At 69.8% G+C, this 24,446-nt stretch carries 22 protein-coding genes; 12 read left to right on the forward strand and 10 right to left on the reverse strand.

Annotated elements, in window-relative coordinates; all coding sequences use genetic code 11:
- Positions 1–8 precede the first annotated feature (8 nt).
- From ACZK5D_RS09520 to ACZK5D_RS09530, 3 genes are read right to left on the reverse strand one after another with little or no spacing between them, the layout of a single operon-like run.
- Positions 9–875 carry a glycosyltransferase family 2 protein gene (locus ACZK5D_RS09520; RefSeq protein WP_463665116.1) on the reverse strand — a complete coding sequence of 289 codons (867 nt, stop codon included), beginning with the start codon at positions 873–875 and terminating at the stop codon, positions 9–11.
- A complete protein-coding gene (locus tag ACZK5D_RS09525; RefSeq protein ID WP_463665169.1) occupies positions 872–2,404 on the reverse strand; it encodes an FAD-dependent oxidoreductase in 1,533 nt (510 codons plus the stop codon). Before ACZK5D_RS09525 ends, ACZK5D_RS09520 begins: the two co-directional genes overlap by 4 nt.
- Entirely contained in the window at positions 2,305–2,850 is a 546-nt protein-coding gene (locus ACZK5D_RS09530) for a pyridoxamine 5'-phosphate oxidase family protein (protein ID WP_458995440.1), read from the reverse strand. The genes ACZK5D_RS09525 and ACZK5D_RS09530 overlap by 100 nt, the downstream gene beginning before the upstream one ends.
- A 225-nt stretch (positions 2,851–3,075) precedes the next feature.
- On the opposite strand from ACZK5D_RS09530, the gene ACZK5D_RS09535 reads away from it, so the two are divergent.
- From ACZK5D_RS09535 to ACZK5D_RS09550, 4 genes are all read left to right on the forward strand, one after another.
- Positions 3,076–4,473 carry an MFS transporter gene (locus ACZK5D_RS09535; protein ID WP_463665117.1) on the forward strand — a complete coding sequence of 466 codons (1,398 nt, stop codon included), beginning with the start codon at positions 3,076–3,078 and terminating at the stop codon, positions 4,471–4,473.
- Positions 4,474–4,613: 140 nt separating this feature from the next.
- Complete coding sequence (locus tag ACZK5D_RS09540) at positions 4,614–5,204, forward strand: DUF6518 family protein (protein WP_463665118.1); 591 nt, start codon at positions 4,614–4,616, stop codon at positions 5,202–5,204.
- A 76-nt stretch (positions 5,205–5,280) separates the two neighbouring features.
- Positions 5,281–7,065, forward strand: a complete 1,785-nt coding sequence (locus tag ACZK5D_RS09545) for an alpha-amylase family glycosyl hydrolase (protein WP_463665119.1) — start codon at positions 5,281–5,283, stop codon at positions 7,063–7,065.
- Between the two features lie 217 nt (positions 7,066–7,282).
- The gene (locus ACZK5D_RS09550) at positions 7,283–8,197 is read left to right on the forward strand and encodes a hypothetical protein (protein WP_458995444.1); all 915 of its coding nucleotides are present in this window, start codon (positions 7,283–7,285) and stop codon (positions 8,195–8,197) included.
- Positions 8,198–8,213: 16 nt separating this feature from the next.
- Here ACZK5D_RS09550 and ACZK5D_RS09555 read toward each other — a convergent pair whose 3' ends face one another.
- Together ACZK5D_RS09555 and ACZK5D_RS09560 are read right to left on the reverse strand one after the other, a co-directional pair.
- Positions 8,214–8,411, reverse strand: a complete 198-nt coding sequence (locus ACZK5D_RS09555; RefSeq protein ID WP_458995445.1) for a type II toxin-antitoxin system antitoxin — start codon at positions 8,409–8,411, stop codon at positions 8,214–8,216.
- A gap of 27 nt (positions 8,412–8,438) precedes the next feature.
- A complete protein-coding gene (locus ACZK5D_RS09560) occupies positions 8,439–9,425 on the reverse strand; it encodes an SPFH domain-containing protein (protein WP_463665120.1) in 987 nt (328 codons plus the stop codon).
- A gap of 294 nt (positions 9,426–9,719) precedes the next feature.
- Between ACZK5D_RS09560 and ACZK5D_RS09565 the strand changes: the two genes are divergently transcribed.
- The 3 genes from ACZK5D_RS09565 to ACZK5D_RS09575 are packed head-to-tail and all read left to right on the forward strand — an operon-like array spanning position 9,720 to position 12,100.
- Positions 9,720–10,298 carry a sugar O-acetyltransferase gene (locus ACZK5D_RS09565; protein WP_463665121.1) on the forward strand — a complete coding sequence of 193 codons (579 nt, stop codon included), beginning with the start codon at positions 9,720–9,722 and terminating at the stop codon, positions 10,296–10,298.
- A complete protein-coding gene (locus tag ACZK5D_RS09570) occupies positions 10,299–10,847 on the forward strand; it encodes a TetR/AcrR family transcriptional regulator (RefSeq protein WP_463665122.1) in 549 nt (182 codons plus the stop codon).
- Entirely contained in the window at positions 10,844–12,100 is a 1,257-nt protein-coding gene (locus ACZK5D_RS09575) for an MFS transporter (RefSeq protein ID WP_463665123.1), read from the forward strand. The genes ACZK5D_RS09570 and ACZK5D_RS09575 overlap by 4 nt, the downstream gene beginning before the upstream one ends.
- A 77-nt stretch (positions 12,101–12,177) precedes the next feature.
- Here the strand turns inward: ACZK5D_RS09575 and ACZK5D_RS09580 are convergent, their stop codons facing one another.
- Positions 12,178–13,194 carry a TerC family protein gene (locus ACZK5D_RS09580; protein ID WP_463665124.1) on the reverse strand — a complete coding sequence of 339 codons (1,017 nt, stop codon included), beginning with the start codon at positions 13,192–13,194 and terminating at the stop codon, positions 12,178–12,180.
- 290 nt (positions 13,195–13,484) lie between these two features.
- Between ACZK5D_RS09580 and ACZK5D_RS09585 the strand changes: the two genes are divergently transcribed.
- Positions 13,485–14,030: a hypothetical protein gene (locus ACZK5D_RS09585; RefSeq protein ID WP_463665125.1), complete on the forward strand. Its 546-nt coding sequence runs from the start codon at positions 13,485–13,487 to the stop codon at positions 14,028–14,030.
- 264 nt (positions 14,031–14,294) lie between these two features.
- On the opposite strand, the gene rhaS is transcribed toward ACZK5D_RS09585, so the two are convergent.
- Genes rhaS through ACZK5D_RS09605 form a run of 4 tightly spaced genes read right to left on the reverse strand, consistent with a single transcriptional unit; the run spans position 14,295 to position 19,033 of the window.
- Positions 14,295–15,359: a rhamnose ABC transporter substrate-binding protein gene (rhaS, locus tag ACZK5D_RS09590; protein WP_463665126.1), complete on the reverse strand. Its 1,065-nt coding sequence runs from the start codon at positions 15,357–15,359 to the stop codon at positions 14,295–14,297.
- A 52-nt stretch (positions 15,360–15,411) separates the two neighbouring features.
- On the reverse strand, positions 15,412–16,479 hold the full coding sequence (locus tag ACZK5D_RS09595) for an ABC transporter permease (RefSeq protein ID WP_463665127.1): 1,068 nt from the start codon (positions 16,477–16,479) through the stop codon (positions 15,412–15,414).
- A complete protein-coding gene (locus ACZK5D_RS09600; RefSeq protein ID WP_463665128.1) occupies positions 16,479–17,510 on the reverse strand; it encodes an ABC transporter permease in 1,032 nt (343 codons plus the stop codon). Before ACZK5D_RS09600 ends, ACZK5D_RS09595 begins: the two co-directional genes overlap by 1 nt.
- On the reverse strand, positions 17,510–19,033 hold the full coding sequence (locus tag ACZK5D_RS09605; protein WP_463665129.1) for a sugar ABC transporter ATP-binding protein: 1,524 nt from the start codon (positions 19,031–19,033) through the stop codon (positions 17,510–17,512). The genes ACZK5D_RS09600 and ACZK5D_RS09605 overlap by 1 nt, the downstream gene beginning before the upstream one ends.
- A gap of 149 nt (positions 19,034–19,182) precedes the next feature.
- Here ACZK5D_RS09605 and ACZK5D_RS09610 point away from each other — a divergent pair, with 149 nt between their 5' ends.
- The 4 genes from ACZK5D_RS09610 to ACZK5D_RS09625 all read left to right on the forward strand — a co-directional run bounded on the left by ACZK5D_RS09610 (position 19,183) and on the right by ACZK5D_RS09625 (position 24,443).
- The gene (locus tag ACZK5D_RS09610) at positions 19,183–20,196 is read left to right on the forward strand and encodes a LacI family DNA-binding transcriptional regulator (RefSeq protein ID WP_463665130.1); all 1,014 of its coding nucleotides are present in this window, start codon (positions 19,183–19,185) and stop codon (positions 20,194–20,196) included.
- 160 nt (positions 20,197–20,356) lie between these two features.
- Complete coding sequence (gene glpA, locus ACZK5D_RS09615; RefSeq protein WP_463665131.1) at positions 20,357–21,934, forward strand: anaerobic glycerol-3-phosphate dehydrogenase subunit GlpA; 1,578 nt, start codon at positions 20,357–20,359, stop codon at positions 21,932–21,934.
- Positions 21,931–23,175 carry a glycerol-3-phosphate dehydrogenase subunit GlpB gene (glpB, locus tag ACZK5D_RS09620; protein ID WP_463665132.1) on the forward strand — a complete coding sequence of 415 codons (1,245 nt, stop codon included), beginning with the start codon at positions 21,931–21,933 and terminating at the stop codon, positions 23,173–23,175. The genes glpA and glpB overlap by 4 nt, the downstream gene beginning before the upstream one ends.
- Positions 23,172–24,443, forward strand: a complete 1,272-nt coding sequence (locus ACZK5D_RS09625; protein ID WP_458995459.1) for an anaerobic glycerol-3-phosphate dehydrogenase subunit C — start codon at positions 23,172–23,174, stop codon at positions 24,441–24,443. The genes glpB and ACZK5D_RS09625 overlap by 4 nt, the downstream gene beginning before the upstream one ends.
- Positions 24,444–24,446: the final 3 nt, after the last annotated feature.

The following is a 24,446-nucleotide window of genomic DNA, read 5'->3' on the forward strand; positions in this document are numbered from 1 at the left end:
GCCGGGTGTCACGGCATGCGGAACACGCGCCTCGCGACGGCGCGCATCCACGGCGTGCCGTGCAAGCTCCCCAGCAACCGGGTCAGCACGGCCAGTTTCGGGATGGCGCCGACGGAGCTTCCCCTGACCTCCGCGATGCCGGCGCGGAGAAGGGCGTCCCGGTGGACGTCATCGTGGGCCCACGTCTTGCTCAGGCTGCCCCGGGTGTAGTACTTGCTGCACAGGGTCTCGGGAACCCGCACGAATCTGCCCAGCAGTGCCATGTGCAGCAGCCAGGTCCAGTCGGCCGAGTACTCGCCGCACGCGTTGCGGTGGATCCCGCCGATGCGACGGAAGGCAGAGCTACGGAACACACCCCGGTTCGGCACCCACCAGTTCGGGGGCCGCATCGCCATGGTGGTGCCACGGGCAGTGGCGGAGCCCGCGTCGTCCAGCGCGTCGAACACGTGCTCGCGCTGCGAGCCGTCGACCTGTGTCACCGTCATGTCGCTGAAGGCCAGGACGGCGTCCGGGTCGTCGATCAGGGCGGTGACAAGCCGCTCGACGTACGTCGGGGCGATGGCGTCGTCGTGGAAGGCGAAGAACATGAACTCGCCCGATGCGCGGGCCATCAGGTCGTTGCTGTTGGCGAGCCAGCCCAGGTTCGCCGTCCGCGCCACGACGCGGGTGTCGACGCGGGACGCGGAGAAGTCCTCCACGATCCGTAGCGTCTCGTCGGTCGAGTTGTCGTCGCCGATGAGTATCTCCAGGTTCGGCCAGGTCTGTGCTGACAGGCTGTCCAGCGTCCGCTGGATGAAGGCGGCGCCGTTGTATGTCGGAAGCAGAGCCGTCACCAGCGGACGGCCCTCTCCGACGCCCGGGGCGGGCTGGATCATGAGACGGCCATGATGTCGAGGGCCACGCCGCGGGCCATCCATGGCGCCGTCGAGTACTTGCCGGTGTCCACCGACAGGTACGACCCCGTCCTGGTCACTCCGAACCGGTCCCGGCGATGCAGGTCCGAGCGCGCGTCACCGATGGCGCCACGTCCTTCGGCGAAGACATGTCCGCCTGCCACGGTGATCGACTCCGCCGCCTCGAAGACCTCTCCGATCCGGGGCAGCGCGGCGCCCAGGCCCTCGCGCACCTCGGTGATGAACCTGCTCCGGGCGCTCCCGGTGGGCAACGCAGGCGCCTCCAGCTCGATCCCGGTGCCCTGAGCGACGAGGCCGACCGGGTACCAGGAGAGGTAGAAGTCGCGCCCGTTGTAGTTCTTCACGTCACCGAAGGGCCCGACGGCGACAATCGCGCTGGGCACGTCGACCGGGAACCGCGTCCGGACGAAGAGGCACCATCGGACCCGATGCGTCCATGACCGCGGCACCTGCAGGCCTGCGGTCAGGTCGATCTTCAGACGCCCGCCCCACAGGGCGTTGACCACTGTGTCGAACCGCTCGGTGGGCCCACCCTCGCAGCGGACCGTGGCCCCACCGTCTGACCCGGGTGTCACGGCCTGGACGACCGTCTCGCCGAGGACCTGGATGCGGTCCTCCGCGGCGACAGCCGCCGCCAGAGTGTCCGCGACCCACCCGGTCTCCACCGAGCGCTCCGGCACCCTGAACCCGGCGGCGATCCGCTCCGAGGCGATCGAATCTAGTTCGGCCCGCGTCAGGCGGGGCGTGGTCGCGCCGGACACGTCGGCCAGGTAGCTCGAGGCGTCCGGGTGCTCCCTGACCAGGCGCGACACCGCGTCGAAGCGGGCGGCCAACGCCTCCGGGTCGACGACCGAGTCCCTGTCGACCAGGTAGATGTCATCGGTGGTCGTGGCGTGGTCGGCCACGTCACATGCCAGGAGCTGTGACAGCAGAGGGGTGAAGGCCAACCCGCCGGGGAGGATGTGCTCCGCCGTCCGCAGCGACGCATCGGCCCCGTACAGGTAGCCGAGGTGGATCTTGCCTTCGTTGTACCGGCTCGCCTCCTCCATCGGGCGCCGGTTGCGATCGATGAGCGTCACATCCGCTCCGAAACGCGCGAGGTTGAGCGCCACGCAGGAGCCCATGATGCCCGCGCCGAGCACGGCGATGCGAGGCCGTTTCATGCGAGAGTGCCGTTCATCGAGTTCCCTGCCCCGGCCCCGCCTGAGCCGTCGGGCCAGCCTAATGGTCCTGACCGTGGGTTCACCGGGGATTCCGGAGTGTGTTGAGGGCTGCCGCTGCGCGGGGCGTGCCGGGTCGAAACCTCCGGTGACCCGACAAGCGCGCCCTCTCCGGCCGCAGTCAGCCGACGAATCGGCCGCTCGGGCAGACGAAGGGCCTCGCGGGTGACTCAGGCGACGGGGAGGCCCGTCGGGAGGCCGTCGAGGCTGACCAGGTTGTTGCGACGCTCGTACTCGCGCAGGCCGTCGTCGCCCTTCTTCACCAGCCAGTCGCCCATGGTGTCGCGGTCGGCGCGGAAGTCCATCAGCGGCACCCCGAACCCGCACGACGTCTGCGCCATCTCGACGGCGACGTCGAATACATTGCGAGCCCCCACGAACTCGGGGAATAGCTCGAGCAGCTCATCCCAGCCGTCCTCGCCGCGGTGCACAGCACGCGCCGTCCCGTAGAGGCGCAGGATCTGGGGCTTGGCGTCGAACGAGCAGAACATCAGCGTCATCCGCGGGGTGTCCAGCAGGTGCGCGGCGGTCTCGTTGCCGCTGCCCACCGCGTTGACCCACACCACCCGGTTCGGGCCGACGACCCGCAGCGAGTCCAGTCCCTTCGGTGACACGTTGACCCGCCCGTCACGCGCGGCCGTCGCGACGAAGAACAGGTGCTGGGCCTCGATGAAGGCGCCGATCTTGGGGGTGATCCCGGGAAACTGCTTGCCCATGGCCCTCAGACTATGCCGGTCCGACGGCGGGTCCCGGCCGTGACCGCTCCGATGACCCGGTGCAGGCGTTGCCGGCGCTCTGCCGCGTCCCCATGTCCACCGGACCGGCCCTTCGCCCTCCCCAGTGCGGCAGGCGTTCCTCCAGACGCGCGCCCGGGCCCGCAGGCGCACCGGGAGGCGATCTGGAGGTAGGGAAACCGCAGGCGGGCGGTGTTAGGGTGCCCTGTGCTCTCCGATCAGGCACACCGGTCCCGTGCCTTCAACCACGTCCTCGGCAACACGGCCGTGGCGATGCTTGCCACGATGTTCCTCTGGTTCGGCATCACGTTCTGGGCCTACCTCGAGACGCGCTCCGTGCTGGCCACCTCCATCATGGGCGGCGCCTACATGTTGGGGATGGCCGTGCTCGGCGTCCCGTTCGGCAGCCTGATCGACCGCTACCGCAAGCACCTCGTGATGGTGTGGTCCGCCGTCGGTACCGCAGTCCTGTTCGTCGTCGCCGGGGCCGTGTTCATCCTCACGCCCGAGGAGCTCCTCACCGACCTGCGGCGGCCCTGGTTCTGGGTGTTCATCGGGGTCAGCCTCATGGGGGCACTCCTGGTGATGTTGCGCGGATTGGCGCTGGCCACGTGCGTCACGATGCTGGTCGAGCCGGATCGGCGCGCACAGGCCAACGGGCTGGTCGGGGCGGTCAACGGGCTGACCATGCTGGTCACCGGCGTCCTCTCGGGACTCGCCTACGGCCAGCTCGGCATGGGCTGGCTGATCATCATCTCCCTCGCCGCGATTCTCGCCTCGCTGCTCCATCTGCTGTTGATACGCATCCCCGAGCCGACCATCGTCCACACCGAGGGCACCCCGAAGGCGGTCGACTTCAAGGCGGCCTGGCTGGCCATCGTCGCCGTGCCGGGGCTCATAGGCCTGATCCTGTTCACCACCATCAACAACCTGCTCGGGGGCGTGTTCATGGGGCTGATGGACCCTTACGGACTCGAGCTGATGTCGGTGGAGGCCTGGGGCGTGCTCTTCGGGCTCGGAAGCATCGGGCTGATCGTCGGGGGATCCCTCATCGCCAAGGTCGGGCTGGGCGCCAAGCCCCTCCGCACGCTCCTGCTCGCCTGCGTGGCGCTCTGGATCGTCAGTGGCGGCATGACGCTCCGCGAGTCGGTGGTGGCGCTCGGGGTCGGCATCTTCCTGTACATGGCGATCATCCCCTTCATCGAGGCGGCCGAGCAGACACTTCTGCAGCGCGTGGTCCCCTTCGAGAAGCAGGGCCGGGTGTTCGGCTTCGCCGCCGCTGTGGAGTCCTCCGCGGCGCCGTTGAGCGCATTCATCATCGGTCCACTGGCCGAGTTCTGGCTCATCCCGTATGCCGGGTCGCCCGAAGGTCGCCGTGACCTGAAGTGGCTGCTGGGCGAGGGGGACGCCCGCGGCATCGCCCTTGTCTTCGTCCTGTTCAGCATCGCGGGGCTCCTCGTCACCGGAGCGGCGTTCCTCACTCGGACCTACCGCCGGCTCAACGCCTCGTATGCGGCCGGCGACGTGAACGAGGGGGTAGCGGCCTCGACCGACGACGGCGTGCCGGGTCCGGATCCCATGGGCCGCGGTTTCGCCGAGCACTGACCACCCCCCGCGGCCGTACGGGGCCTGCCCCAGGGACCTGGGGGTTCCCACTGGACTTGGCCAGGTGATGCCCTGGGTTTGCCCTGGGATCGGCCGTCGGAGGGGTCGGACTGTCACCCTGCCCGCCTAGCATGACGGCCATGCACAGGTGTCTGCCCTCGGCGTTGGCCGGCTCGCTCATCGCGGGCGCGGCCATGTCCTTCGGGCAGACCTACTCCTCCGCGGCCCTCGCCCCCCTCTTCAACTCGGCCACTCCCGTCGTCGCTCTCGCCGCGCTGGTGGCGATGGCCTGCCGGGGCGCGTGGTGGGCGCACGCGCTCCTGGGCGCGTCGGCGGGCCCGCTGGCCATGGTGGGCTACTACGCCACCACGTCGCTGCGCGGCTTCCCCGTCGGCATGCGGATGGTGGCGTTCTGGGTGGTGGCCGGCGTCGTCGCGGGTCTGGCCATGGGCGTCGCGGTGTGGTTGCTGCAGGGCCACGGGGACCCGGTGCTCCGCGGTGTGGCGGCGGGTGCGTTCCCCGCAGTAGCTCTCGGGGAGGCGGCTCACGGTCTGCGGCGGATCGCGGAGACCACGCCGTCGTCGTACTGGTGGGCGCAGGCGGCGGTGGGTGTCGCGGTGCTGGCGTGGCTGTCGATCACGCGGCTGGGTTCGTGGCGCGCGCGGCTGGCCGCCCTCGCCGTCGCGGCGCTCGGGGCGCGGGTCCTGTTCGCGGTGTACGGCATGGCCTGATCCGGGCCCGCTCCGCCACTTGGCCCGTGGGGCACACTCGAAGGGCTACGGATACACAATCGAATGAGGGGGACACATGGCTGAGCACGAGACCCTGGCCGGCATGGGCGCGATCATCACCGACGGGGGCGTTGCCTTCCGCGTCTGGGCGCCACACGCGGACAGCGCATCGGTGACGGGTGACTTCAACGACTGGCGGACCGACGCCAACCCTCTCGAGAACGAGGGCAACGGCTACTGGTACGGCTTCGTGGCCGGCGCGGCACCGGGCCAGGAGTACAAGTTCCACCTCACCAACGGCGAGCTGGAGCTGGACCGGATCGACCCGTACGCCATGCAGGTGACCAACTCGGTGGGCAACGGCGTCATCTACGACCACTCCGCCTACGACTGGGAGGGCGAGACCGCCAACTGCCCGCCGCACCACGAGATGGTCATCTACGAGATGCACGTGGGCTCCTTCGCCCCCTCGGACGACGGGGTGGGCGGCTTCCACGACGTGATCGAGCAGCTGGACTACCTCCAGGAGCTGGGGGTCAACACGCTGCAGATCATGCCCGTGGCCGAGTTCGCCGGGGACCAGTCCTGGGGCTACAACCCGGCCCACATCTTCGCCGTCGAGAGCGCCTACGGCGGCCCGGACGCGTTCAAGAACCTCATCAAGACGGCCCACCAGCGCGGCTTCGCGGTGATCCTCGACGTGGTCTACAACCACTTCGGCCCCTCGGATCTGGACCTCTGGCAGTTCGACGGCTGGGGCGAGGACAAGGGCGGCATCTACTTCTACAACGACGACCGCTCCTCCACCCCGTGGGGCGACACGCGCCCCGACTACGGCCGCGAGGAGGTGCGCCGCTTCATCCACGACAACGCCATGATGTGGCTGCGCGAGTACCACGTGGACGGGCTGCGCCTGGACATGACGCCGTACATGCGCTCGGTCTCCGGCGGCGGGTTCGAGCTCGAGGAGGGCTTCGGCCTGATGCGCTGGATCACGCAGTCGATGCGCGACGAGTACCCGGGCCGGATCTCGATCGCCGAGGACCTCCACGGCCACGACCGCATCGTCGGCCTGGAGGGCGACGGCGCCGGCTTCCACGCGCAGTGGGACGCGGAGTTCGTGCACCCCGTGCGCCACGCGATCACCGCGATGACCGACGAGGAGCGCTCGCTGGCCTCCATCGCCGACGCAATCGCGCACAACTACGACGGCGACCCCTTCCGCCGGGTGGTCTACACCGAGTCGCACGACGAGGTGGCCAACGGGTCGGCGCGCGTGCCGCACGAGATCGACCCGGGCAACGCGGACGGCTGGTTCGCGCAGAAGCGCTCCACCGTCGGCGGTGCGCTGGTGCTGACCAGCCCCGGCATCCCGATGATCTTCCAGGGCCAGGAGGCGCTCGAGGGCGGCTGGTTCTCCGACGACGACCCCCTGGACTGGGAGCGGATCGAGCGCTTCGAGGGCATCACGAAGCTCTACAAGACCCTCATCGACCTCCGCCTCAACCGGGGCGGGGTGACGCGCGGGCTGACGGGTCGCGGGCTGAACATCTTCCACGTCAACGAGGCGGACAACGTGATCGCCTTCCAGCGCTGGCTGGACCACGGGGCGGGGGACGACGTCGTGGTGGTGGTCAACCTCAGCACGGAGACCTACACCGACTACCGGATCGGGATGCCGCACGGCGGGCTGTGGAAACTGAGGTTCAACAGCGACGCGAAGCTGTACAGCTCCCTGTTCGGAGACTTCGACAGCTTCGACGTGACCGCCCACGACGACTCGGGCGAGGACGGGATGGGCGCGCACGCCAACGTGTCGATCGCGCCGTACTCGGTGCTGATCTACAGCCAGGACGCCTGACCCGTTCGGGGACCGACAGCCCGGTCGTCACCAGCCGCCGCTGGGACGGCCGGGCTGTCCCGCACTCGGGTTCCTGTCGCGGTTCCGGTTGCGCTTGACAAGGTGTGATGCATGAAGTGGTTGGATCAGCGGGGCCGCGAAGGTAGAATCTGGGGGGTACTGCGCCTCTGGGACGGGCCGACGACGACCTCACCGTCGCGCACCTGGGAGATGCATCATGGCCGCGAAGATTCCTCCGTGGCGGGCGGCGGTGGACCCGGACGACCTGCGCGAATACGACGCCTTCGGGCCGTGGATCGGCGAGGTCAAGGCCCAGGCTGAGCTCCCCCGCCGGTTCAGCCGATGGTGGCCCGAGCTGCAGGGCGCGGCCCATCTGCTCAAGGTGCCCCGCCCCATCGACCGGGCGAAGATCCGCCCGGGAATGGACCTGTACGAGTCGGTGATCGCCGTCTTCCCGGACAAGGTGCGCGTCCTGCGGGCGGGACCGGCTGATGTCACCAGCAGCGAGGCGGCGCGGCGCGACGTCGTCGCGACAATCCTGCACACCAACCTCCTGGTGGCCAGGTGGACCCTGCTGCTGGCCGACGGGACCGCGATGACGGTGGAGTACAACGCCGTCTCGCACCCGACGATCGCGGAGGTGGACCGCTACGTCCTGTCCCGCGGGCCGGGCGACCTCTCCCCCGCGGCCACCGTCAAGCCCCCGTCGACCACCCAGCCCCGGGACCACTTCTTCGGCTCCCTCGTTCTGGCCCTCAACACCGGCGCCGCCGAGCGAGTCCAGCCCGTCCACGTCGACGAGCCCGGCCAGGCGTGCCTCAACGAGCGCGGCCGACGGCGCCGCTCGGCCGGGGCGATGATCCTCGCGTCGTCCACGGACCTGGTGATCATCGACCGCAACAGGAGCGTGGAGCCGCTGTTCCGCCGCTCCAACTACGCCTACAACGTGACCCGGATCCCGTTCCGGAGGATCACGGCCTTCGAGGTCCGCAGGCCCGAGCAGACCTCGCCGCCGCGCTTCACGGACCTGGTGATCGCCTGCGACAAGGCGGTGATCACCCAGCCCCTCCTCACCACCCCCGACGCCGTGCTGGACCTGCTCGCCGCGCATGGGGTGAAGCCCTCCCGGTGACGGGGGGCTCCGGTGCTCACTCCTTCGGGGGGCGTCCCCGCTGAGGCAGCGGGCCGGCGTCCTTCGGAGACCGGCCCGCCTTCTTCAGCGCGTCGCGGAGCAGGAGCTCGATCTGCGCGTTGACCGAGCGGAGGTCGTCGGCCGCCCAGCGCGCCAGGGCGTCGTGGACGGCGGGGTCGAGCCTGAGCAACACCGCCTTGCGTTCGGCCATCATGACCCGCCCCTGCCGTCTCGCCGCTACTCAGGTGTACAACGAGCCGGCGTTGACCACGGGCGTGACCCGCGATTCGCTGGTGAGCACCACGAGCAGGTTGGACACCATGGACGCCTTGCGCTCGTCGTCCAGGGTCACCACGTCGTCGTTCTCCAGCCGCTCCAGCGCCCGCTGCACCATGGTCACCGCGCCCTCGACGATCTTCTCGCGGGCCGCGATGATCGCGGAGGCCTGCTGACGCTGCAGCATGGCCTGGGCGATCTCCGGCGCGTAGGCCAGCGACGAGATGCGGGTCTCCACCACTTCTAGGCCGGCGATCGCGATCCGGGCGGCCACCTCGTCGGCCAGTTCCTGCGCGACCAGCTCCGTCGAGCCGCGCAGCGTCTCCTCGCCGGCCTCGCCGTTGTCGTAGGGGTGGGTGGTGGCCACGTGGCGCAGCGCGGACTCCGACTGCACGGCCACGAACTCGTCGTACTTCTCGACGGCGAACACGGACTTGGCCGTGTCGGCCACCTGCCACACGACGATGGCGGCGATGTTGACGGGGTTGCCGTCGGCGTCGTTGACCTTGAGCTCGTTGGTCTCGAAGTTGCGGACCTTGACCGAGACCTTCTTCTTCGTGGTGAAGGGCACGGTCATGAGCAGGCCGGCCTTGCGGATGGTGCCGATGTAGCGGCCGAAGAACTGGATGACCTTGGTGTCTCCGGGGCTGATGATGGTCAGCGAGGAGAACATCACCATGGAGATCAGGAACGCGACCATGGAGAGGAACATCCGCCAGCCGCCGCCGTCGTTGTTCTCCAGCTGGATGCCGGCGAGCACCCCCTGCCAGGTGGAGACAGCGCCGATGACCAGCGCGACGAAGAAGGCCAGGAGGCCGTCGAGGTACCAGGCCTTCTTCTCCTCGATGTCGACGCGGGCGCCCTCCCTCCCCACTGGCCTGCCCGACGGCGCGCCGCCGAGCGAGTCGCCCTCGAGGTCGGTTGAGGGGTCAGGGATGTGGGGGGTGGTCATGGTGCGCGTCCTTCCGCGATGATTTCGATATCTAAGTGATATCACTTTTCACGCGGCTGCACAAGGCCCCTCGCGTCAAGGCGCCCGAGGCGTTGAGCCTGACACGGCTCTCATGTGGGGGCGTTGAGCCGGGATCGAGGCTCAACGCAGGATCTGCCGACTTTGAACGTTCCACGCCCCACGAGATCCATTTCCGGCTCAAGTCCCGCCCACCACCCGCCAGGCGGCCGGCGTTTCGGCGAAGGCGATAGGTACGGCTGTACACACGATGTGTACGTATGTACACTCGCGTGCATGACCGACTACTTCGCAGGCGATTCCCGCACCAACCGCGAGCGCATGCTCGCCGGAGACGACTACATCGCCGACGATCCCGAGAGCGCCCGACGAGCCCAGCGGGCCGTCCGACTGGCCGACGCCTACCACCGCGCCTGCGTCGCCGACGAGGAAGCCGCCCGTCCGCTGCTCGAGGAGCTCCTCGGTGAACTCGGCGAGGGCGCGTTCGTCAAGCCGCCGCTGTTCGTCGACTACGGCGAGAACATCGTCATCGGCCCCCGCACCTTCATCAACTACAACCTCACCGCCCTCGACGTCGGCCCCATCCGCATCGGCGCCGACTGCCAGATCGGGCCGAACGTGCAACTCCTCACGCCCACCCACCCCCTGGCCCCACAGCCCCGCCGCGACAAGGTCGAGGGCAGCGCCCCCATCACCCTCGGCGACAACGTCTGGCTGGGCGGCGGCGTCATCGTGCTGCCGGGTGTCACCATCGGCGACAACACCGTCGTGGGCGCCGGCGCCGTCGTGACGAAGGATCTCCCGGCGAACGTGGTGGCGGTGGGCAACCCGGCCCGGGTCGTCAAGGAGATCTGAGTGGCCCGCCGGTTCGACCCCGCCCGCCGCGACCGGATCATCGACGCCACGCTGGACTGCATCGCCGAGGTGGGCGTGGCGGGCACCTCGCACCGGAAGGTCGCGGCGCTGGCCGACGTGCCGCTGGGCTCGATGACCTACCACTTCTCAGGCATGGACGAGCTCCTCGTGGAGGCGTTCACCAGGTTCGCCGACGAGGGGAGCTCCGGGTTCGAGCGCCGGATGGCGGCGGCGCCGAACGCCGGGGCGGCTCTCGAGTCGATCGTCGACCTGGTGCACGTCGAGCTCCAGCAGTCGCACCGTAACCTCGTGCTGACCTACGAGCTGTACACGCTCGCGGCCCGCCGCTCCGAGTTCCGGGCCATCACGGAGCGGTGGATGCGTGCCAGCCGCGCCGCCCTGGAACGGCACTTCCCCGCCCCGGTCGCCCGCACGATCGACGCCTACATCGAGGGGTCGGCCCTTCACATCGCGCTCGCCACCGACCCCCAGGACCGCGACCTCACCCGCGTCGCGCTCCACGCCCTCGCCGACAGGACACCCGCATGACCGCCACCCTCACGCCTCCGCACACCGCCGCCCCGAACCTGACCCTGTGGCGCATCGCCCTGGTGATGGCCTTCTTCAACACCGGCATCGGCGTGGCCACGTGGGTCACCCGCACCCCCGCCATCCGCGACGCGCTGGGCGCGAGCATCGCCGAGATGGGCCTGGTCATCGCCGGCCTCTCGGTGGGCTCCATCATCGGCATCACCGTCGGCGGCCCGCTGGTGTCCCGCTTCGGCGCCCGGCTGGTGGTGGTGACCGGCATGGCCTCCATCGCCCTCGGCCTGGCCGTCATGGCCGGCGGGGTGGCCCTCGGGCAGGGCCTCGCGGTGTCTGCGGGCTTGGCGCTGTTCGGCTACGGCATGGGGTCGGGCGAGATCGGCAACAACGTCTCCGGGGTGGCACTGGAGATCGCCGTCGGCAAGAGCGTGGTGCCCGGGCTGCACGGCGCATTCAGCCTGGGCACCGTCGTCGGGGCTCTGGCCGGGATCCTCGCCAACCAAGGAGCGCTGCCGGTGTCGGCGCATCTCCTGATCGTCACGGCGCTCATCGCCGGTCAGACGGTGTGGATGAGCCGTCACGTCCCCGCCCTGACCGGCCAGGTCCGACGTCGGCCCGAGGGCGCGGCGGGCGGTGACCCCGACGGTGGGCATCCGCTCGCTGACAAGCCCCTGGCCTGGCTTGACCGCCGCCTCATCGGTCTCGCGATCATCATCCTCGGCATGGCCCTGGCCGAAGGGTCGGCCAGCGACTGGCTACCGCTGATCGTCGTCGACGGGTTCGGCTCCACCGCTGTGCTCGGCTCGGTGATCTACGCCGCCTTCGGGACGGCCATGGCGATCGGGCGCCTCGGCGGCGGCCCGGTCATCGACCGGTTCGGACGGGCACCGGTGATGCGGGCCAGCGCGCTGGTCGCGGCGACGGGGATCGGGATCGTCGTCCTGGCACCCACCCTGGCGCTGGGCGCCGTCGGCGTGCTGCTCTGGGGGATGGGCGCCTCGCTCGGCTTCCCGGTAGCCCTCTCCGCGGCCGGCGACGACCCGCGTCACGCCGCGAGGCGCGCGAGCTTCGTCGCGACGGCGGGGTACGCCGCCTTCCTGGTGGGGCCGCCTGCCCTGGGGTTCCTCGGGGAGAGCGTGGGGATCCGCAACGCCATGGTCGTGATCCTGGTGGCGGTCCTGTCCACGGTGCTGGTGGCCGGGTCCGTCCGACACCGGCCGGCCACCCAGGAGGAGCACCTCCCCCTCGTTGATTGACGCGCGCGGAGCTGCCCCGAAGCCTGGAAGGTGTCGGGTGACAAGGTCACCTGCTCCAGACCTCGGGGCCGCTTCGGTCAGCCCTTCCGGCCCGCCCGCGCCACGCCGTCGAGCTCGGCCAACTCCTCGTCCGTCGCCATCCGGAACGGGCCCGTGCCCTCGACGGCGGGCTTGGCAGCCGCGACCCCGCGGGTGGCGCGCAGGCTGGCCACCACCGAGACGGTGAGGATGGTGGCGATCACGGCCAGCGAGACGGCGGTGGGGATGTAGAACACGTCGATCTTCAGCGCCATCTTGATGCCCACCCAAATCAGCACCAGCGCCAGGCCGATCTTGAGGTAGACGAAGCGGTGCATGAGGTCAGCCAGCAGGAAGTACATGGCGCGCAGGCCCAGGATCGCGAACGCGTTGGCGGTGAAGACGATGAACGGCTCGCTGGTGACCGCGAAGATCGCCGGGATGGAGTCGACGGCGAACACCACGTCGGTGGCCTCGATCAGCACGAGCACCGCCAGCAGCGGCGTGGCGAGGAGCACCCCGCCCTTGCGGACGAGGAGGCGCTGGCCGTAGTAGGCATCGGTCATCGGCACGAATCGGCGGAACAGCCGCAGCACGGCGGACTGCTCGGGGTCCAGGTGCTCGTCGCGCTGGCGGATCATCCGCCAGCCGGTGTAGAGCAGGAAGGCGGCGAACACGTAGAGGATCCAGGAGAAGTTCTCGATCAGCACTGCGCCGACGGCGATGAACGCGCCGCGCAGCACCAGCGCGCCGAGGACGCCGAGGAACAGCACCCGGTGCTGGAACTGCGGCGGAACGGCGAAGTAGCTGAAGATGACGGCCCAGACGAACACGTTGTCAACGGCCAGTGACTTCTCGATGAGGTAGCCGGCGAAGTACTGCTGGCCGATCTCGGGCCCCTGCCACCACCAGAGAAGCGCCCCGAAGCCGACGCCCAGCGCCACCCAGACGGCGCTCCATGCGGCGGCCTCGCGGACCTTGATGACGTGGGCGTCGCGGTGGGCGACGAGGTCGACGGCGAGCATGGCGAGGATGACGGCGATGACGCCGACCCACACCCAGATAGAGACGTCCATGAGGACCCTTCCGATCGAGATGAAACCGATCGGAGGTCTCTCCCGGTCTGATGACCGGCTCGCCGGGCCCGATGGCGGACCGTAGTGACGACGAGGCGCCTGGGGGATACTCCCCTCCGTGGGCACTAGTGAAGCGTATGTTGAGGGTTTGTTCAAGGCCCGGGGCTGAGTTTCCTGCCCAGCCCCGCGCCGGATTGTGACCGGCCGGGGCCGGGTGGGTGCCGCGGCACCCCTTGGACGGCGGGGACGCGACCCTTGAGTTCGGGGTGCCGGCGGCGTGCAATGGGGTGATGAGCAGCACCGCGCACGCCTCACTCCCCATCGCCGGGTTCGTCATCGACGACTCGGCCTGCGAGACAGACAACCTCGCCTTCTGCGGGGGCGTCCAGGTGACGGTGGGCGCCGACGAGGCGTGGGACGGGCTCGTCGATCGCGCCGTCGCCGAGGGATGGACGGGCATCGAGGCGCTGGCAGGGATTCCGGGCACGGTGGCAGACGTGGTACGGGTGAACGGGGCCGCGCACGGGCAGGCGGTGGCGGACACCGTCGCCTCCGTCCGGACCTGGGACCGGGCCGCCGACGCGCAGCGCACGTTCCCCGTCGTCGACTGCGGGTTCGAGCGCGGCGGCTCACGCTTCCAGGAGCAGCTCGGCGACGGCGGCCCGCGCTACCAGCTGCTCGACGTGGCGTTCCTGTTCAGGCAGGGAGACGTTAGCCGCCCCGTCGTCGACTCGGTGCTCGCGGGGGCCTTGAGTGTCGCGGTGGGGGCGCGGGCACCGCTGGCGGACGTGCGCGCGGCCACCCTGGCCCTGCGCGCCGGCGACCGGGACCGGTGACTCCCACTTCGCACACCCAGCGAGGTCTGCGAAGTCACCTCGCATACCGCAGGCCACCTCGCACACCCAGCAAGGTGTGCGAAGTCACTTCGCATACCGCAGCCTTCTTTGCAGACGGAATACGGTGTGCGACGAGGCCTCCGGTATGCGACGAGGCCCGGCCACGCCGCAAGCAGGGCCCACGGTATGCGAAGTGGGGCAGGGCACACGACGAGGCGCCGCCCGGGTTTCCCCGGACGGCGCCTCGTCGATCAGTGTGCGAACTCAGAAGTCGAAGTCCGCGATGTTGTCGGCGTTGAACACGTAGGGGTCGCCCAGCAGCACGGACGCACCCTCACCGACGGTGAACGAGCCAAGCTTGCCGGCCTCGAACTCGTCGCCCTCGGCGCCGGTGATGTCGCCGTTGACGAGAGCCTGAGCGGCGAAGGCGGCCAGGTAGCCGAGATCGGCCGGGTTCCACAGCGCGAACGCCTCGACGGTGCCGTCCTCGACGTACTCACGCATCTGGTTCGGGGTGCCGAGACCGGTCAGCATGACCTTGCCCTTGTAGTCCGACGTCGACAGGTAGCGCGCCGCGGCGGCGATACCGACGGTGGTCGGGGACACGATGCCCTTGAGCTCCGGGTAGGTCTGGAGCAGCGCGGCGGTCTTGTCGAACGAGGTCTGGTCGTCGTCGTCACCGTAGGCGACCTCGACGAGCTCGACGTTCGGGTGGTTCGCCTCGAGGTCGGCCTTCATCATGTCGATCCAGGCGTTCTGGTTCGTGGCGTTGGCCGAGGCCGACAGCACGGCGATCTGGCCCGCGTCGCCGATCTGCTCGGTGATGAGGTCGACCTGGATCTTGGCGATGCCCTCGGCGGTGGCCTGGTTGATGAACAGGTCGCGGCACTCGGCGTTGGTGTCGGAGTCGAAGGTGACCACCTTGACGCCGGCGTCACGGGCCTCGTTCAGCGCGTCGCAGATGGCCTCCGGATCGTTGGCGGACACGACGAGCGCGCCCACGCCCTGCTGGGCGGCGGTCTGGATGAACGGCACCTGCGCGGTGGGCGACGCCTCCGTGGGGCCGACCTCCTCGAACGTGCCGCCGAACTCCTCGACGGCCTCGGCGCCACCGGCGTTGGAGGTGTCGAAGTAGGGGTTGCCGAGGTTCTTCGGCAGGAACGTCACGCTGACGCTCTCCCCGCCGCCGCCACCGCTGGCGGTCGCGCTGGGATCGGCCGAACCCTCGCTGCTCGTGCCCGAGCAGCCGGACAGTGCGAGCGCGGCAGACGCGGCGATCGCGACCAGACCGACGCCGAAGCGCCCGGTCTTGCGTCCCTTGATGAACATTGCGGTTTCCTTTCTTGGCCCGTCGTTGGACCGGTGGTCTTTCGGTGACTACTCAGGCTGTGGCGCCGGCGGCGCCAGCCTGACCCTTCTTTCTCCCGACGGCCGCGACCCGCTTGGTGCGGACCCAGCCCAGGAAGCTTGCCGACACCACGGACAGGATCAGCACCGTGCCCGTGATGACGTTGATGATGTCGCTGGTGACACCGGCCAGGCGCAGCGCGCTGGACATGGTGCCGATGAGGAACACGCCGGCGATCACGCCGTGCAGGGCCCCGCGACCTCCGAAGATGGACACCCCGCCAAGGAGGACGGAGGCGATGATCAGCAGCTCCATGCCGATGGCGTTGTCGCCGCGGGCGTTGTTGTAGAGCAGCGTGAAGTACACGCCGGCGAAGCCGGAGACCGTGCCGCTCATGACGAACAGCCAGAACTTGGTGAGGCCCACGTCGATTCCCGAGAAGGCGGCCACCTCCTTGTTGAGTCCGATGGTGTAGAGCGAGCGGCCGAACGGCGTGAAGTGCAGGAGCGCCGCGAACGCGATGGCCAGCACGGCGAACGGGATCATGATCACCGGGATGGGCGTGCCCGCGATGTTGTCGCGCGCCAGGTCCGTCCAGTACTCGGGGAACTCGCTGATCGCCGTCGTGCCGAGGAGCCCCACCGCGATCCCGCGGAACAGTGCGAGCGTGCCGATGGTCACCGCGAGCGACGGCAGGCCGACGAAGGTGATGAGCGAGCCGTTGATCACGCCGGCGATCAGGCCGACCAGGATCGCGGCCAGCCCGGCCACCGGCAGGGGCCAGCCGGCCTGGACGCCGAGCCCGGTGACCACGCTGGAGAGGCCCAGGATGCTGGCCACCGACAGGTCGATCTCCTCGGTGATGATGATCAGCGTCATCGGCAGGGCGATCAGCAGGATGGGCGCGATCTCGCGGATGAGGAAGGTCAGGGTCAGGGGGCTGTCGAAGTTGGGCACCGTGAGGGTGGCGACGATGACCACCAGGATCAGCAGGCCGATGATGGCGGCCTCGCGGTTGGCGAGCAGCCGGCGCCACAGCGGGTGCTGGTAGGACTTGTACTCCCTGGCGGGCTTCTCGGTGAGGACCGTGGCGGTGCTCATCACTTCACTCCTTCCCTCGCCGCGACGAGTCGTCGATGCTGACGGACGGCGAGGACGCGGTCCAGAATGATGGCGCCGATGATGAGGATGCCCACCACTGCGCGCTGCCAGAAGTCCTGGATGCCGATGATCGGCAGGGCCCGGTTGATGGTGAGCAGCAGGTAGGCGCCGAAGGCGGCCCCCCACACGGTGCCCACGCCGCCGGACATCGCGACGCCGCCGATGACGGCCGCGCCGATGGCCTGCAGCTCCCAGCCGGTGCCCGCGTTGGAGCTGACCGTGCCGTAGCGGGCCGCGAACAGGACGCCTGCCAGGCCGGCCAACGCGCCGGAGAGGATGAACGCCGCCAGGACGCGACGGGTGACGCGCAGGCCGTACAGGTGCGCGGCGTCCGGGTCGGAGCCGATGGCGTACAGCTCGCGGCCGCTGCGCAGGTTCCGCAGGTACCAGGCCGTGGCCACCAGCACGACGACCGCGAGGATGGTCAGCAGCGGGATCCCGAGCAGGTCCGCGGTGCCCAGGCCGCGGAAGGAGGCGGGCATGTCGGAGGCGTTGATCCGGTCGCTGCCGGTCCAGGCCACGTTGATTCCGCGGTAGATGTACATCGTGCCGAGGGTGATGACGAGCGCGGGCACCTTCGCGAACGCCACCAGCGCGCCGTTGATGAGCCCGAGCAGGCCGCCGAGCGCGATGCCGGCGAGGAACACCATCGCCGGGTTGATGCCCGGGATGTCGATGAACAGGCGGCCGGTCATGTAGGCGGTGAGGCCCACCACCGAGCCGACGGAGAGGTCCACGTTGCGCGTGATGATGACCACGGCCTGCCCGATGGCCACCACCATGAGCAGCGACGGGGTCAGCAGGAGGTCTCGGAACCCGTCGCCGGAGAAGATGAAGCTCGGGTTGACCGCCGTGGCGGCGATGACGATGAGGATGAGCGCGATGACGATGCCGGTCTCGCGGGCCTTCAGCACGTGCCCGACGGCGTCCATCGGGGAGCGCCTGGGCACGGTGGCGGTGGCGGCGGTCATCACGCCACGTCCTCGTCGGCCGTCGCGGCGAACATCACGGCCTCGGGGGTTGCCTCGGCACGGTCGAACTCGCCGGTGATGCGCCCTGCGCGCATGACCAGGACGCGGTCGGCCATGCCGAGCACCTCAGGTAGTTCGGAAGAAATCATCAGGATTGCGAGCCCCTCCTGGGCGAGTTGGGAGATGAGGCGGTGCACCTCGGCCTTGGTGCCCACGTCGATGCCGCGGGTGGGCTCGTCGACGATGAGGACGCGGGGCGTGGTGGCCAGCCACTTGGCCAGCACCACCTTCTGCTGGTTGCCGCCCGACAGGGTGCCGGTCTCGGCGTCGAGCGCCGCGGTCTTGACCTCGAGGCGGCTGGCCCACACCTTGGCGCTGGCGTTCTCGAGCCCGCCCCAGATGAGGCCCGCCTTCGCGAGGCGGTGCCTGATGGCGAGCGTGAGGTTGAGCGCGACGGACTGCTCGAGGGCCTGCCCCTGCTTGCGGCGGTCCTCGGGGACCAGCGCGATGCCCTGCGACATCGCGGCCTTCGGGCTGCCCTTGGGGAGCGCCTTGCCGCTGACGGTGACGGTGCCGCTCTGGTACGGGTCCACGCCGAAGATGGCGCGGACCACCTCGGAGCGGCCGGCGCCGACGAGGCCGGCCAGGCCGACGATCTCGCCCGAGCGCACGGTGAAGGAGATGTCGTTGAAGACGCCCTTCTGGGTGAGGCCCTCGACCACCAGCACGTCCTCGCCGATCTCGGCGGGGAGCTTGGGGAACATCTCGGTGACGTCGCGGCCCACCATCAGGTGCACCAGCTCGTCGACGGTGGTGTCCGCGATGGGCATGGTGTCGATGTAGGAGCCGTCGCGCATGACGGTGACGGTGTCGCACAGGTCGAACACCTCGTCGAAGCGGTGCGAGATGAACACGAGCGCGCGGCCCTCGTCGCGGAGGCTGCGGGCGACGGCGAACAGCCGCTCCACCTCGACCCCGCTGAGCGCCGCCGTCGGCTCGTCCATGATCAGGACGCGCGCGTCGAGGGAGATGGCCTTGGCGATCTCGATGATCTGCTGGTCCGCGATGGACAGGCCCTCGGTCAGCCGGTCGGGATCGATGCGCACGCCCAGGCGCTCGAAGATCTGCGTGGCCTCCTCGCGCATGGCCTTGCGGTCGATGCGCCCGAGACGCCCGACGGGCTGGCGGCCCATGAAGATGTTCTCCGTGACCGAGAGATCCGGGAAGAGCGTGGGCTCCTGGTAGATGACGGCGATGCCTGCGCCCTTGGACTGCGCGGTGCTGTGGAAGTCCACCGGCTCGCCCTCGAGGCGGAAGTCACCGGCGTCGCGGCGGTAGAGGCCGGCCACGATCTTGACCAGCGTGGACTTGCCGGCTCCGTTCTCCCCGATCAGGGCGTGGATGGAGCCCTTCTCGAGGCGCAGGCTGCCCGAGCGCAGTGCCACGACCGCGCCGAAGGACTTCACAACCCGTGACAGCTCGAGAGCCGGCGTCGCTCCCGGGTCAGGTACGGTATCCGTCACTTGGTTGACTCCTCTTTGAGTTGGCCATCATCTTCGAAGGCTTTGAATCGATTCAACGTCGTTTCAGGCTACGATATGTTTCACCGATCCGCAAGGTCAAGTCATCGGAGACAAATGATGCGGAATCGTGAGAAAGGAGGCGTTCGGGCATGGCCACCGTGAGCATTCGAGACGTCGCTCAGCGCGCCGGGGTGTCTGTGGGCACCGTCTCCAACGTCCTCAACCGGCCCGACGTCGTCTCGGCCGAGGCCGCGCTGCGCGTGCAGAAGGCGATCGACGAGCTGGGATACGTCCGCAACGAGGCCGCCCGGAAGCTGCGGCAGGGCATCAGCGGCACCGTCGGCTTCGTCGTCATGGACGGGCAGAACCCCTACTACAACGACGTGGTCCGCGGCGCCGGCGACGAGGCCACCCAGCACGGCATCGCCATCCTCTTCGGCGACACCGCGGAGGACCCCGCCCGGGAGCGCATGTACATCGACCTGTTCGAGGAGCACCAGGTGCGCGGCCTGCTCATCGCCCCGTTCGGCGAAGTGTTCAGCCGCCTGGAGAAGCTGCGGGCGCGCGGCATCCCGGCGGTGCTCGTCGGCCGGTACTCCGGGCAGAACAGGTTCAGCTCCGTCTCGGTGGACAGCATCGCGGGCGGCCGGATGGCGGCCGAGCACCTCATCGCCTGTGGGCGGCGCAGGATCGCCTTCGTGGGCGGCCCGTTCGAGCTGCACGAGGTCACCGACCGGCTGGCCGGCGCGCGGGTGGCCGCCGAGAACGCCGACGGGGTGGAGATCGAGGTGATCCCCACCGGCGCCATGACCGTCGCGGAGGGGGCGGCCGCCGGGATGCGCATCCTGACCCGCCCGGCGCAGGAGCGCCCGGACGCCGTCTTCGCCGCCAACGACCTGGTGGCGCTCGGCGTCCTCCAGGCCCTCATGGAGGACGGGCGGATGCGGGTGCCTGAGGAAATCGCGCTGGTGGGCTTCGACGACATCGCCTTCGCCGCCGCCGCGGCCGTGCCGCTGACGTCGCTGCGGCAGCCGAGCTCGATGATCGGCAGGACGGCGCTCCGGATCCTCCTTGAGGAGGCCGCCGACCCGGAGCTGATCCCCCGCCAGACGGTGTTCCAGCCGGAGTTGATCGTCCGGCGGTCCACGGGACGGCGCTCCTGAGGCCTCGTCCGGAACGGCTGAACATTCGTGCACGGAGGGCTGCACATCTGGTTCAGGGCCTCGGGTCGGCCATGCACTAATGCGGCGCAATCCCCCTTGACCAGTGCCTCGTCACGGCTGACGTGATAGACCAGTCTTCAAGGCCCAAGGAGGGGAAACCATGAAGCGTCTCGACACCGACGTCGTAGTCATCGGAGGCGGCTCGACGGGGTTGGGCGTCGTCCGCGACGCCGCCATGCGCGGGTACCGCGCCGTCCTGGTCGAGCGCGTCGATCTGGGTCAGGGCACCACCGGCAGGTTCCACGGGCTGCTGCACTCCGGCGGCCGCTACGTGGTCAGCGATCCCGGCTCGGCCACCGAGTGCGCCGAGGAGAACGCCATCCTGCGCCGCATCCAGGCGAGCGCCGTCGAGGACACGGGCGGCTTCTTCGTCACGCTCGCCGGCGACGACCCCGCCTACGCGGACAAGTTCCTCGAAGGCGCCAGGGCCACCGGCGTGCCCGCCACGGAGATCTCCGTCAAGGAGGCGCTCCGCCGCGAGCCGCGCCTCGACCCCCGCATCCAACGCGCCATCGAGGTGGCCGACGGCTCCGTCGACGGCTGGCAGCTCGTCTGGGGCGCCGCGCGCTCCGCGATGGCGCACGGCGCGAAGGTTCTCACCTACCACCGCGTGACGAAGATCGAGCGCGACGGCGACCGCGTGGCCGCCGTCATCTGCCGCGATGAGAAGGGCGGCGAGGACGTGCGCATCAACTGCACGTTCGTCCTCAACTGCGCCGGTCCGTGGGCCGGCCAGATCGCGGAGATGGCGGGCGCCGAGCCCGTCGCGGTCATCCCCGGCCGCGGGATCATGATCGCGATGAACCACCGCCTGGTGAACACCGTCATCAACCGCTGCGTCTACCCCACCGACGGCGACATCCTCGTCCCCGTGCACACCGTCTCCATCATCGGCACCACCGACATCCACGAGACGGACCCCGACCACCTGCCCATCCCCCGCAAGGAGGTGCAGCAGATGCTCGACGCCGGCGAGGCCATGATCCCCGGCTTCCGCAAGGCGCGCGCGCTGCACGCCTGGTCCGGGTCGCGGCCGCTGATCAAGGACAAGCGCGTCTCCGTCGAGGACACCCGCCACATGAGCCGTGGCATGGCCGTCATCGACCACTCGCAGACCGACGGCCTGAACGGCATGCTCACCATCGGCGGCGGGAAGCTCACCACCTACCGGCTGATGGCCGAGCACATCGTCGACGCCATGAACCGGCAGCTCGGCGAGGAGCGGCCCTGCACCACCGCCGACGAGGTCATCCCCGGCAGTGAGGACCGCAAGCTCTACACCGTCACGCACCGCCTGGAGGACCGCGAGAAGGACCGCCTGGAGGACCAGATCATCTGCGAGTGCGAGCTGATGAACCGCTCCATGTTCGTGCGGCTCCTCAAGGAACAGCCCAACGCCACCTTCGACGACCTCCGGCGCCAGCTCCGCCTCGGCATGGGTCCTTGTCAGGGCGGTTTCTGCGCCACTCGTGCGGCGGGCCTGGCCTGCTCCGAGCAGGTCGACGACGCCGAGCGCGCCTCGGGACTGCTGCGCCTGTTCCTCAAGCACCGCTGGATCGGCATCTGGCCCATCCTCTACGGCCAACAGGTCAGGCAGACCGCCCTGGACCACTGGATCTTCGCCGGAACGCTCGACGTCGAGCACCTTCCCCAGCCTGAAGAGGAGATCGTGCGATGAGCGACGTCGTCGTCATCGGGGCCGGGCTCGCCGGCCTCACCGCAGCGCTGAGACTGGCCCGGGCCGGGAAGTCTGTCACGCTGGCCACCAAGGGCCCGGGCGGGCTCCAGCTCTCCCAGGGCACCGTCGACATCCTCGGCTACACGCCGGAGCGGGTGACCGCCCCACTCGACGCCGTCGCGGCCGTCCCCGAGGGCCACCCCTACGCCTCCATCGGGGCCGACGCCACCGCATCGGCCCTGACCTGGCTCGCCGCCGAGCTGGGGCCGGACCTGCTCGTGGGCAACCCCGCCACGAACTTCCACCTCCCGACGGCGGTGGGCGCGATCCGCCCGACGGCGCTCGCCCAGCCGTCGATGATCGCTGGCGACGCAGTGGGCGGCAAGACCTACGCCGTCGTCGGCGTGCGGCAGCTGAAGGACTTCTCGGCCGAGCTCATCGCCGGCAACCTCGCCCGCTCGACGGCACCCGACGGGGGCGCCCTCGCCGCGCACGCCGCGTGGATCGACCTCCCCGCGCGCAAGGGGGAGGCGGACCCCACGCCGCTCACCTACGCCCGCGCCATGGACGACCAGTCGTTCGCGGCGGCGTTCGCGAAGGCCGTCTCGGCGGTGGCGGGCAAGGCCGACGTCGTCGCACTCCCCGCGGTGCTGGGCCACAAGCGTCGCGACGTGTGGCGGCAGGTGGCCGAGGCCCTCGGCCGCGACGTCTGCGAGATCCCGCTGCCCCCGCCGTCGGTCCCCGGCCTGCGCCTCTACGACGCGCTGCTCGCCCTGGCCCGGGCGGTGGGCGTGCGGTTCATCCAGGGCAGCCGGATCACCGGGTTCACCCCCGGCGCCGACGGCGTGGCCTCCGTCACCCTCGCCGCGGCCGGCGGGCCGCGACACCTGAAGGCCGGCGCGTTCCTGTTCGCGCCCGGTGGCTTCGAGAGCGGCGCGCTCGACGTCGACTCCCACGGCGCCATCACCGAGCCGGTGTTCGGGCTGCCGCTGACGGCCACGGATGCCGAGCCGCTGATCCCGTCCGTCTACTGGGGCCCGCACGCCCTGTTCGAGGTGGGCGTCCGCACCGACGACGCGGGCCGCCCGGTCGACGCCGCGGGCGCCGTCGTCCACCCCAACCTGTACGTGGCCGGCGGGATCATCGCCGGGGCGGAACGCTGGCGAGAGAAGTCAGGCGACGGGATCGCCGTCGCCACGGCCGTCCGGGCCGCCGATCACATCACCGGAGGTGCACGATGAGCGAGAAGCGCGACGAGCGGGCAAAGGAGCTGCGCGAGCGGCTCAACAACGAGCTGCAGCGGATGAGCCTGGACATGTGCGTCAAGTGCACCATCTGCGAGACGGCCTGCCCCGTGGCGGCGGTGACGCCGCTGTTCTCCGGCCCGAAGTTCGTGGGCCCCCAGGCCGAGCGGTTCCGCGACGACGAGTCCGTGGACCACTCCGTCGACTACTGCTCCAGCTGCGGCACCTGTTCGGTGGTGTGCCCGCAGGGCGTCAACGTGGCCGAGCTCAACTCGCTGGCGCGGGCCGTCATGAAGGCCGAGCAGGGCGTGCCGGTGCGTGATCAGATGATCACGCAGACGGTGCTGATGGGCAAGGCGATGACGCCGGTGGCGCCCATCGCCAACGCCGTGCTGGACAACAAGCTGGCACGCATCGCCATGGAGAAGGTGGTGGGCGTCCACCGCGACGCCCCCATGCCCACGGCCCGGGGCGAGTCGCTCCACAAGTGGCTGAAGAAGCGCTCCGCGCCCACACAGCCCCGGACGCGCGGCGCCCTGGTGTACTTCCACGGATGCGCCGGCGGCTACTTCGAGGTGGACGCGGCCAAGAAGGCCATCGAGGTCCTGGAGCACCTGGGCTACGAGGTGATCGTCCCCGAGCAGGGCTGCTGCGGCCTGGCCGAGCAGAGCAACGGCCTGTTCGAGAAGGCGAGCGCCTCCGTGCGCCGCCTCGTCGAGCAGCTGCGGGCCCCCGGCACCGAGCTGACCATCATCAGCACCGCGGGCAGCTGCACCGGCATGCTCAAGCACGAGGCGCACCAGATCCTGGGCATCCACGACCCCGAGCTGATGGACGTCGGCACCCGCATCCGGGAGATCTCCGAGTTCCTCATGGAGCTCTACGAGGCGGGCGAGCTTCCCACAGACTTCCAGCCCATCAACATGCGGCTGCCGTACCACGCCCCCTGCCAGTTGAAGAGCCAGGGCATGGGCACCCCGGCGTCGGACCTGCTCCGGCTCATCCCCGGGCTCGAGGTGATCGACAGCAACGTCACCTGCTGCGGCATCGCGGGCACGTACGGGTTGAAGAAGGAGAAGTACGACATCGCACAGGCCGTGGGCAAGCCGCTGTTCGACATGGTCAAGGCGACCAACGACGGCCTCGCCGCCTGCGACACCGAGACCTGCCGCTGGCAGATCGAGAAGTCCAGCGGCGTCGAGACGGTCCACCCGATCGTCCTGCTGCACCGGGCCTACGGGCTGGGCGGGGTCCTCACCCGGTAACGC

Source organism: Tessaracoccus yangjingae, assembly GCF_055326235.1.

Coding starts and splice junctions, on each gene's coding strand:
- ACZK5D_RS09520 (WP_463665116.1), bottom strand. CDS start 875: ATGATCCAGCCCGCCCCGGGCGTCGGAGAGGGCCGTCCGCTGGTGACG.
- ACZK5D_RS09530 (WP_458995440.1), bottom strand. CDS start 2,850: ATGGGCAAGCAGTTTCCCGGGATCACCCCCAAGATCGGCGCCTTCATC.
- ACZK5D_RS09540 (WP_463665118.1), top strand. CDS start 4,614: ATGCACAGGTGTCTGCCCTCGGCGTTGGCCGGCTCGCTCATCGCGGGC.
- ACZK5D_RS09545 (WP_463665119.1), top strand. CDS start 5,281: ATGGCTGAGCACGAGACCCTGGCCGGCATGGGCGCGATCATCACCGAC.
- ACZK5D_RS09550 (WP_458995444.1), top strand. CDS start 7,283: ATGGCCGCGAAGATTCCTCCGTGGCGGGCGGCGGTGGACCCGGACGAC.
- ACZK5D_RS09555 (WP_458995445.1), bottom strand. CDS start 8,411: ATGATGGCCGAACGCAAGGCGGTGTTGCTCAGGCTCGACCCCGCCGTC.
- ACZK5D_RS09560 (WP_463665120.1), bottom strand. CDS start 9,425: ATGACCACCCCCCACATCCCTGACCCCTCAACCGACCTCGAGGGCGAC.
- ACZK5D_RS09565 (WP_463665121.1), top strand. CDS start 9,720: ATGACCGACTACTTCGCAGGCGATTCCCGCACCAACCGCGAGCGCATG.
- ACZK5D_RS09575 (WP_463665123.1), top strand. CDS start 10,844: ATGACCGCCACCCTCACGCCTCCGCACACCGCCGCCCCGAACCTGACC.
- ACZK5D_RS09580 (WP_463665124.1), bottom strand. CDS start 13,194: ATGGACGTCTCTATCTGGGTGTGGGTCGGCGTCATCGCCGTCATCCTC.
- ACZK5D_RS09585 (WP_463665125.1), top strand. CDS start 13,485: ATGAGCAGCACCGCGCACGCCTCACTCCCCATCGCCGGGTTCGTCATC.
- rhaS (WP_463665126.1), bottom strand. CDS start 15,359: ATGTTCATCAAGGGACGCAAGACCGGGCGCTTCGGCGTCGGTCTGGTC.
- ACZK5D_RS09595 (WP_463665127.1), bottom strand. CDS start 16,479: ATGAGCACCGCCACGGTCCTCACCGAGAAGCCCGCCAGGGAGTACAAG.
- ACZK5D_RS09600 (WP_463665128.1), bottom strand. CDS start 17,510: ATGACCGCCGCCACCGCCACCGTGCCCAGGCGCTCCCCGATGGACGCC.
- ACZK5D_RS09610 (WP_463665130.1), top strand. CDS start 19,183: ATGGCCACCGTGAGCATTCGAGACGTCGCTCAGCGCGCCGGGGTGTCT.
- glpA (WP_463665131.1), top strand. CDS start 20,357: ATGAAGCGTCTCGACACCGACGTCGTAGTCATCGGAGGCGGCTCGACG.
- glpB (WP_463665132.1), top strand. CDS start 21,931: ATGAGCGACGTCGTCGTCATCGGGGCCGGGCTCGCCGGCCTCACCGCA.
- ACZK5D_RS09625 (WP_458995459.1), top strand. CDS start 23,172: ATGAGCGAGAAGCGCGACGAGCGGGCAAAGGAGCTGCGCGAGCGGCTC.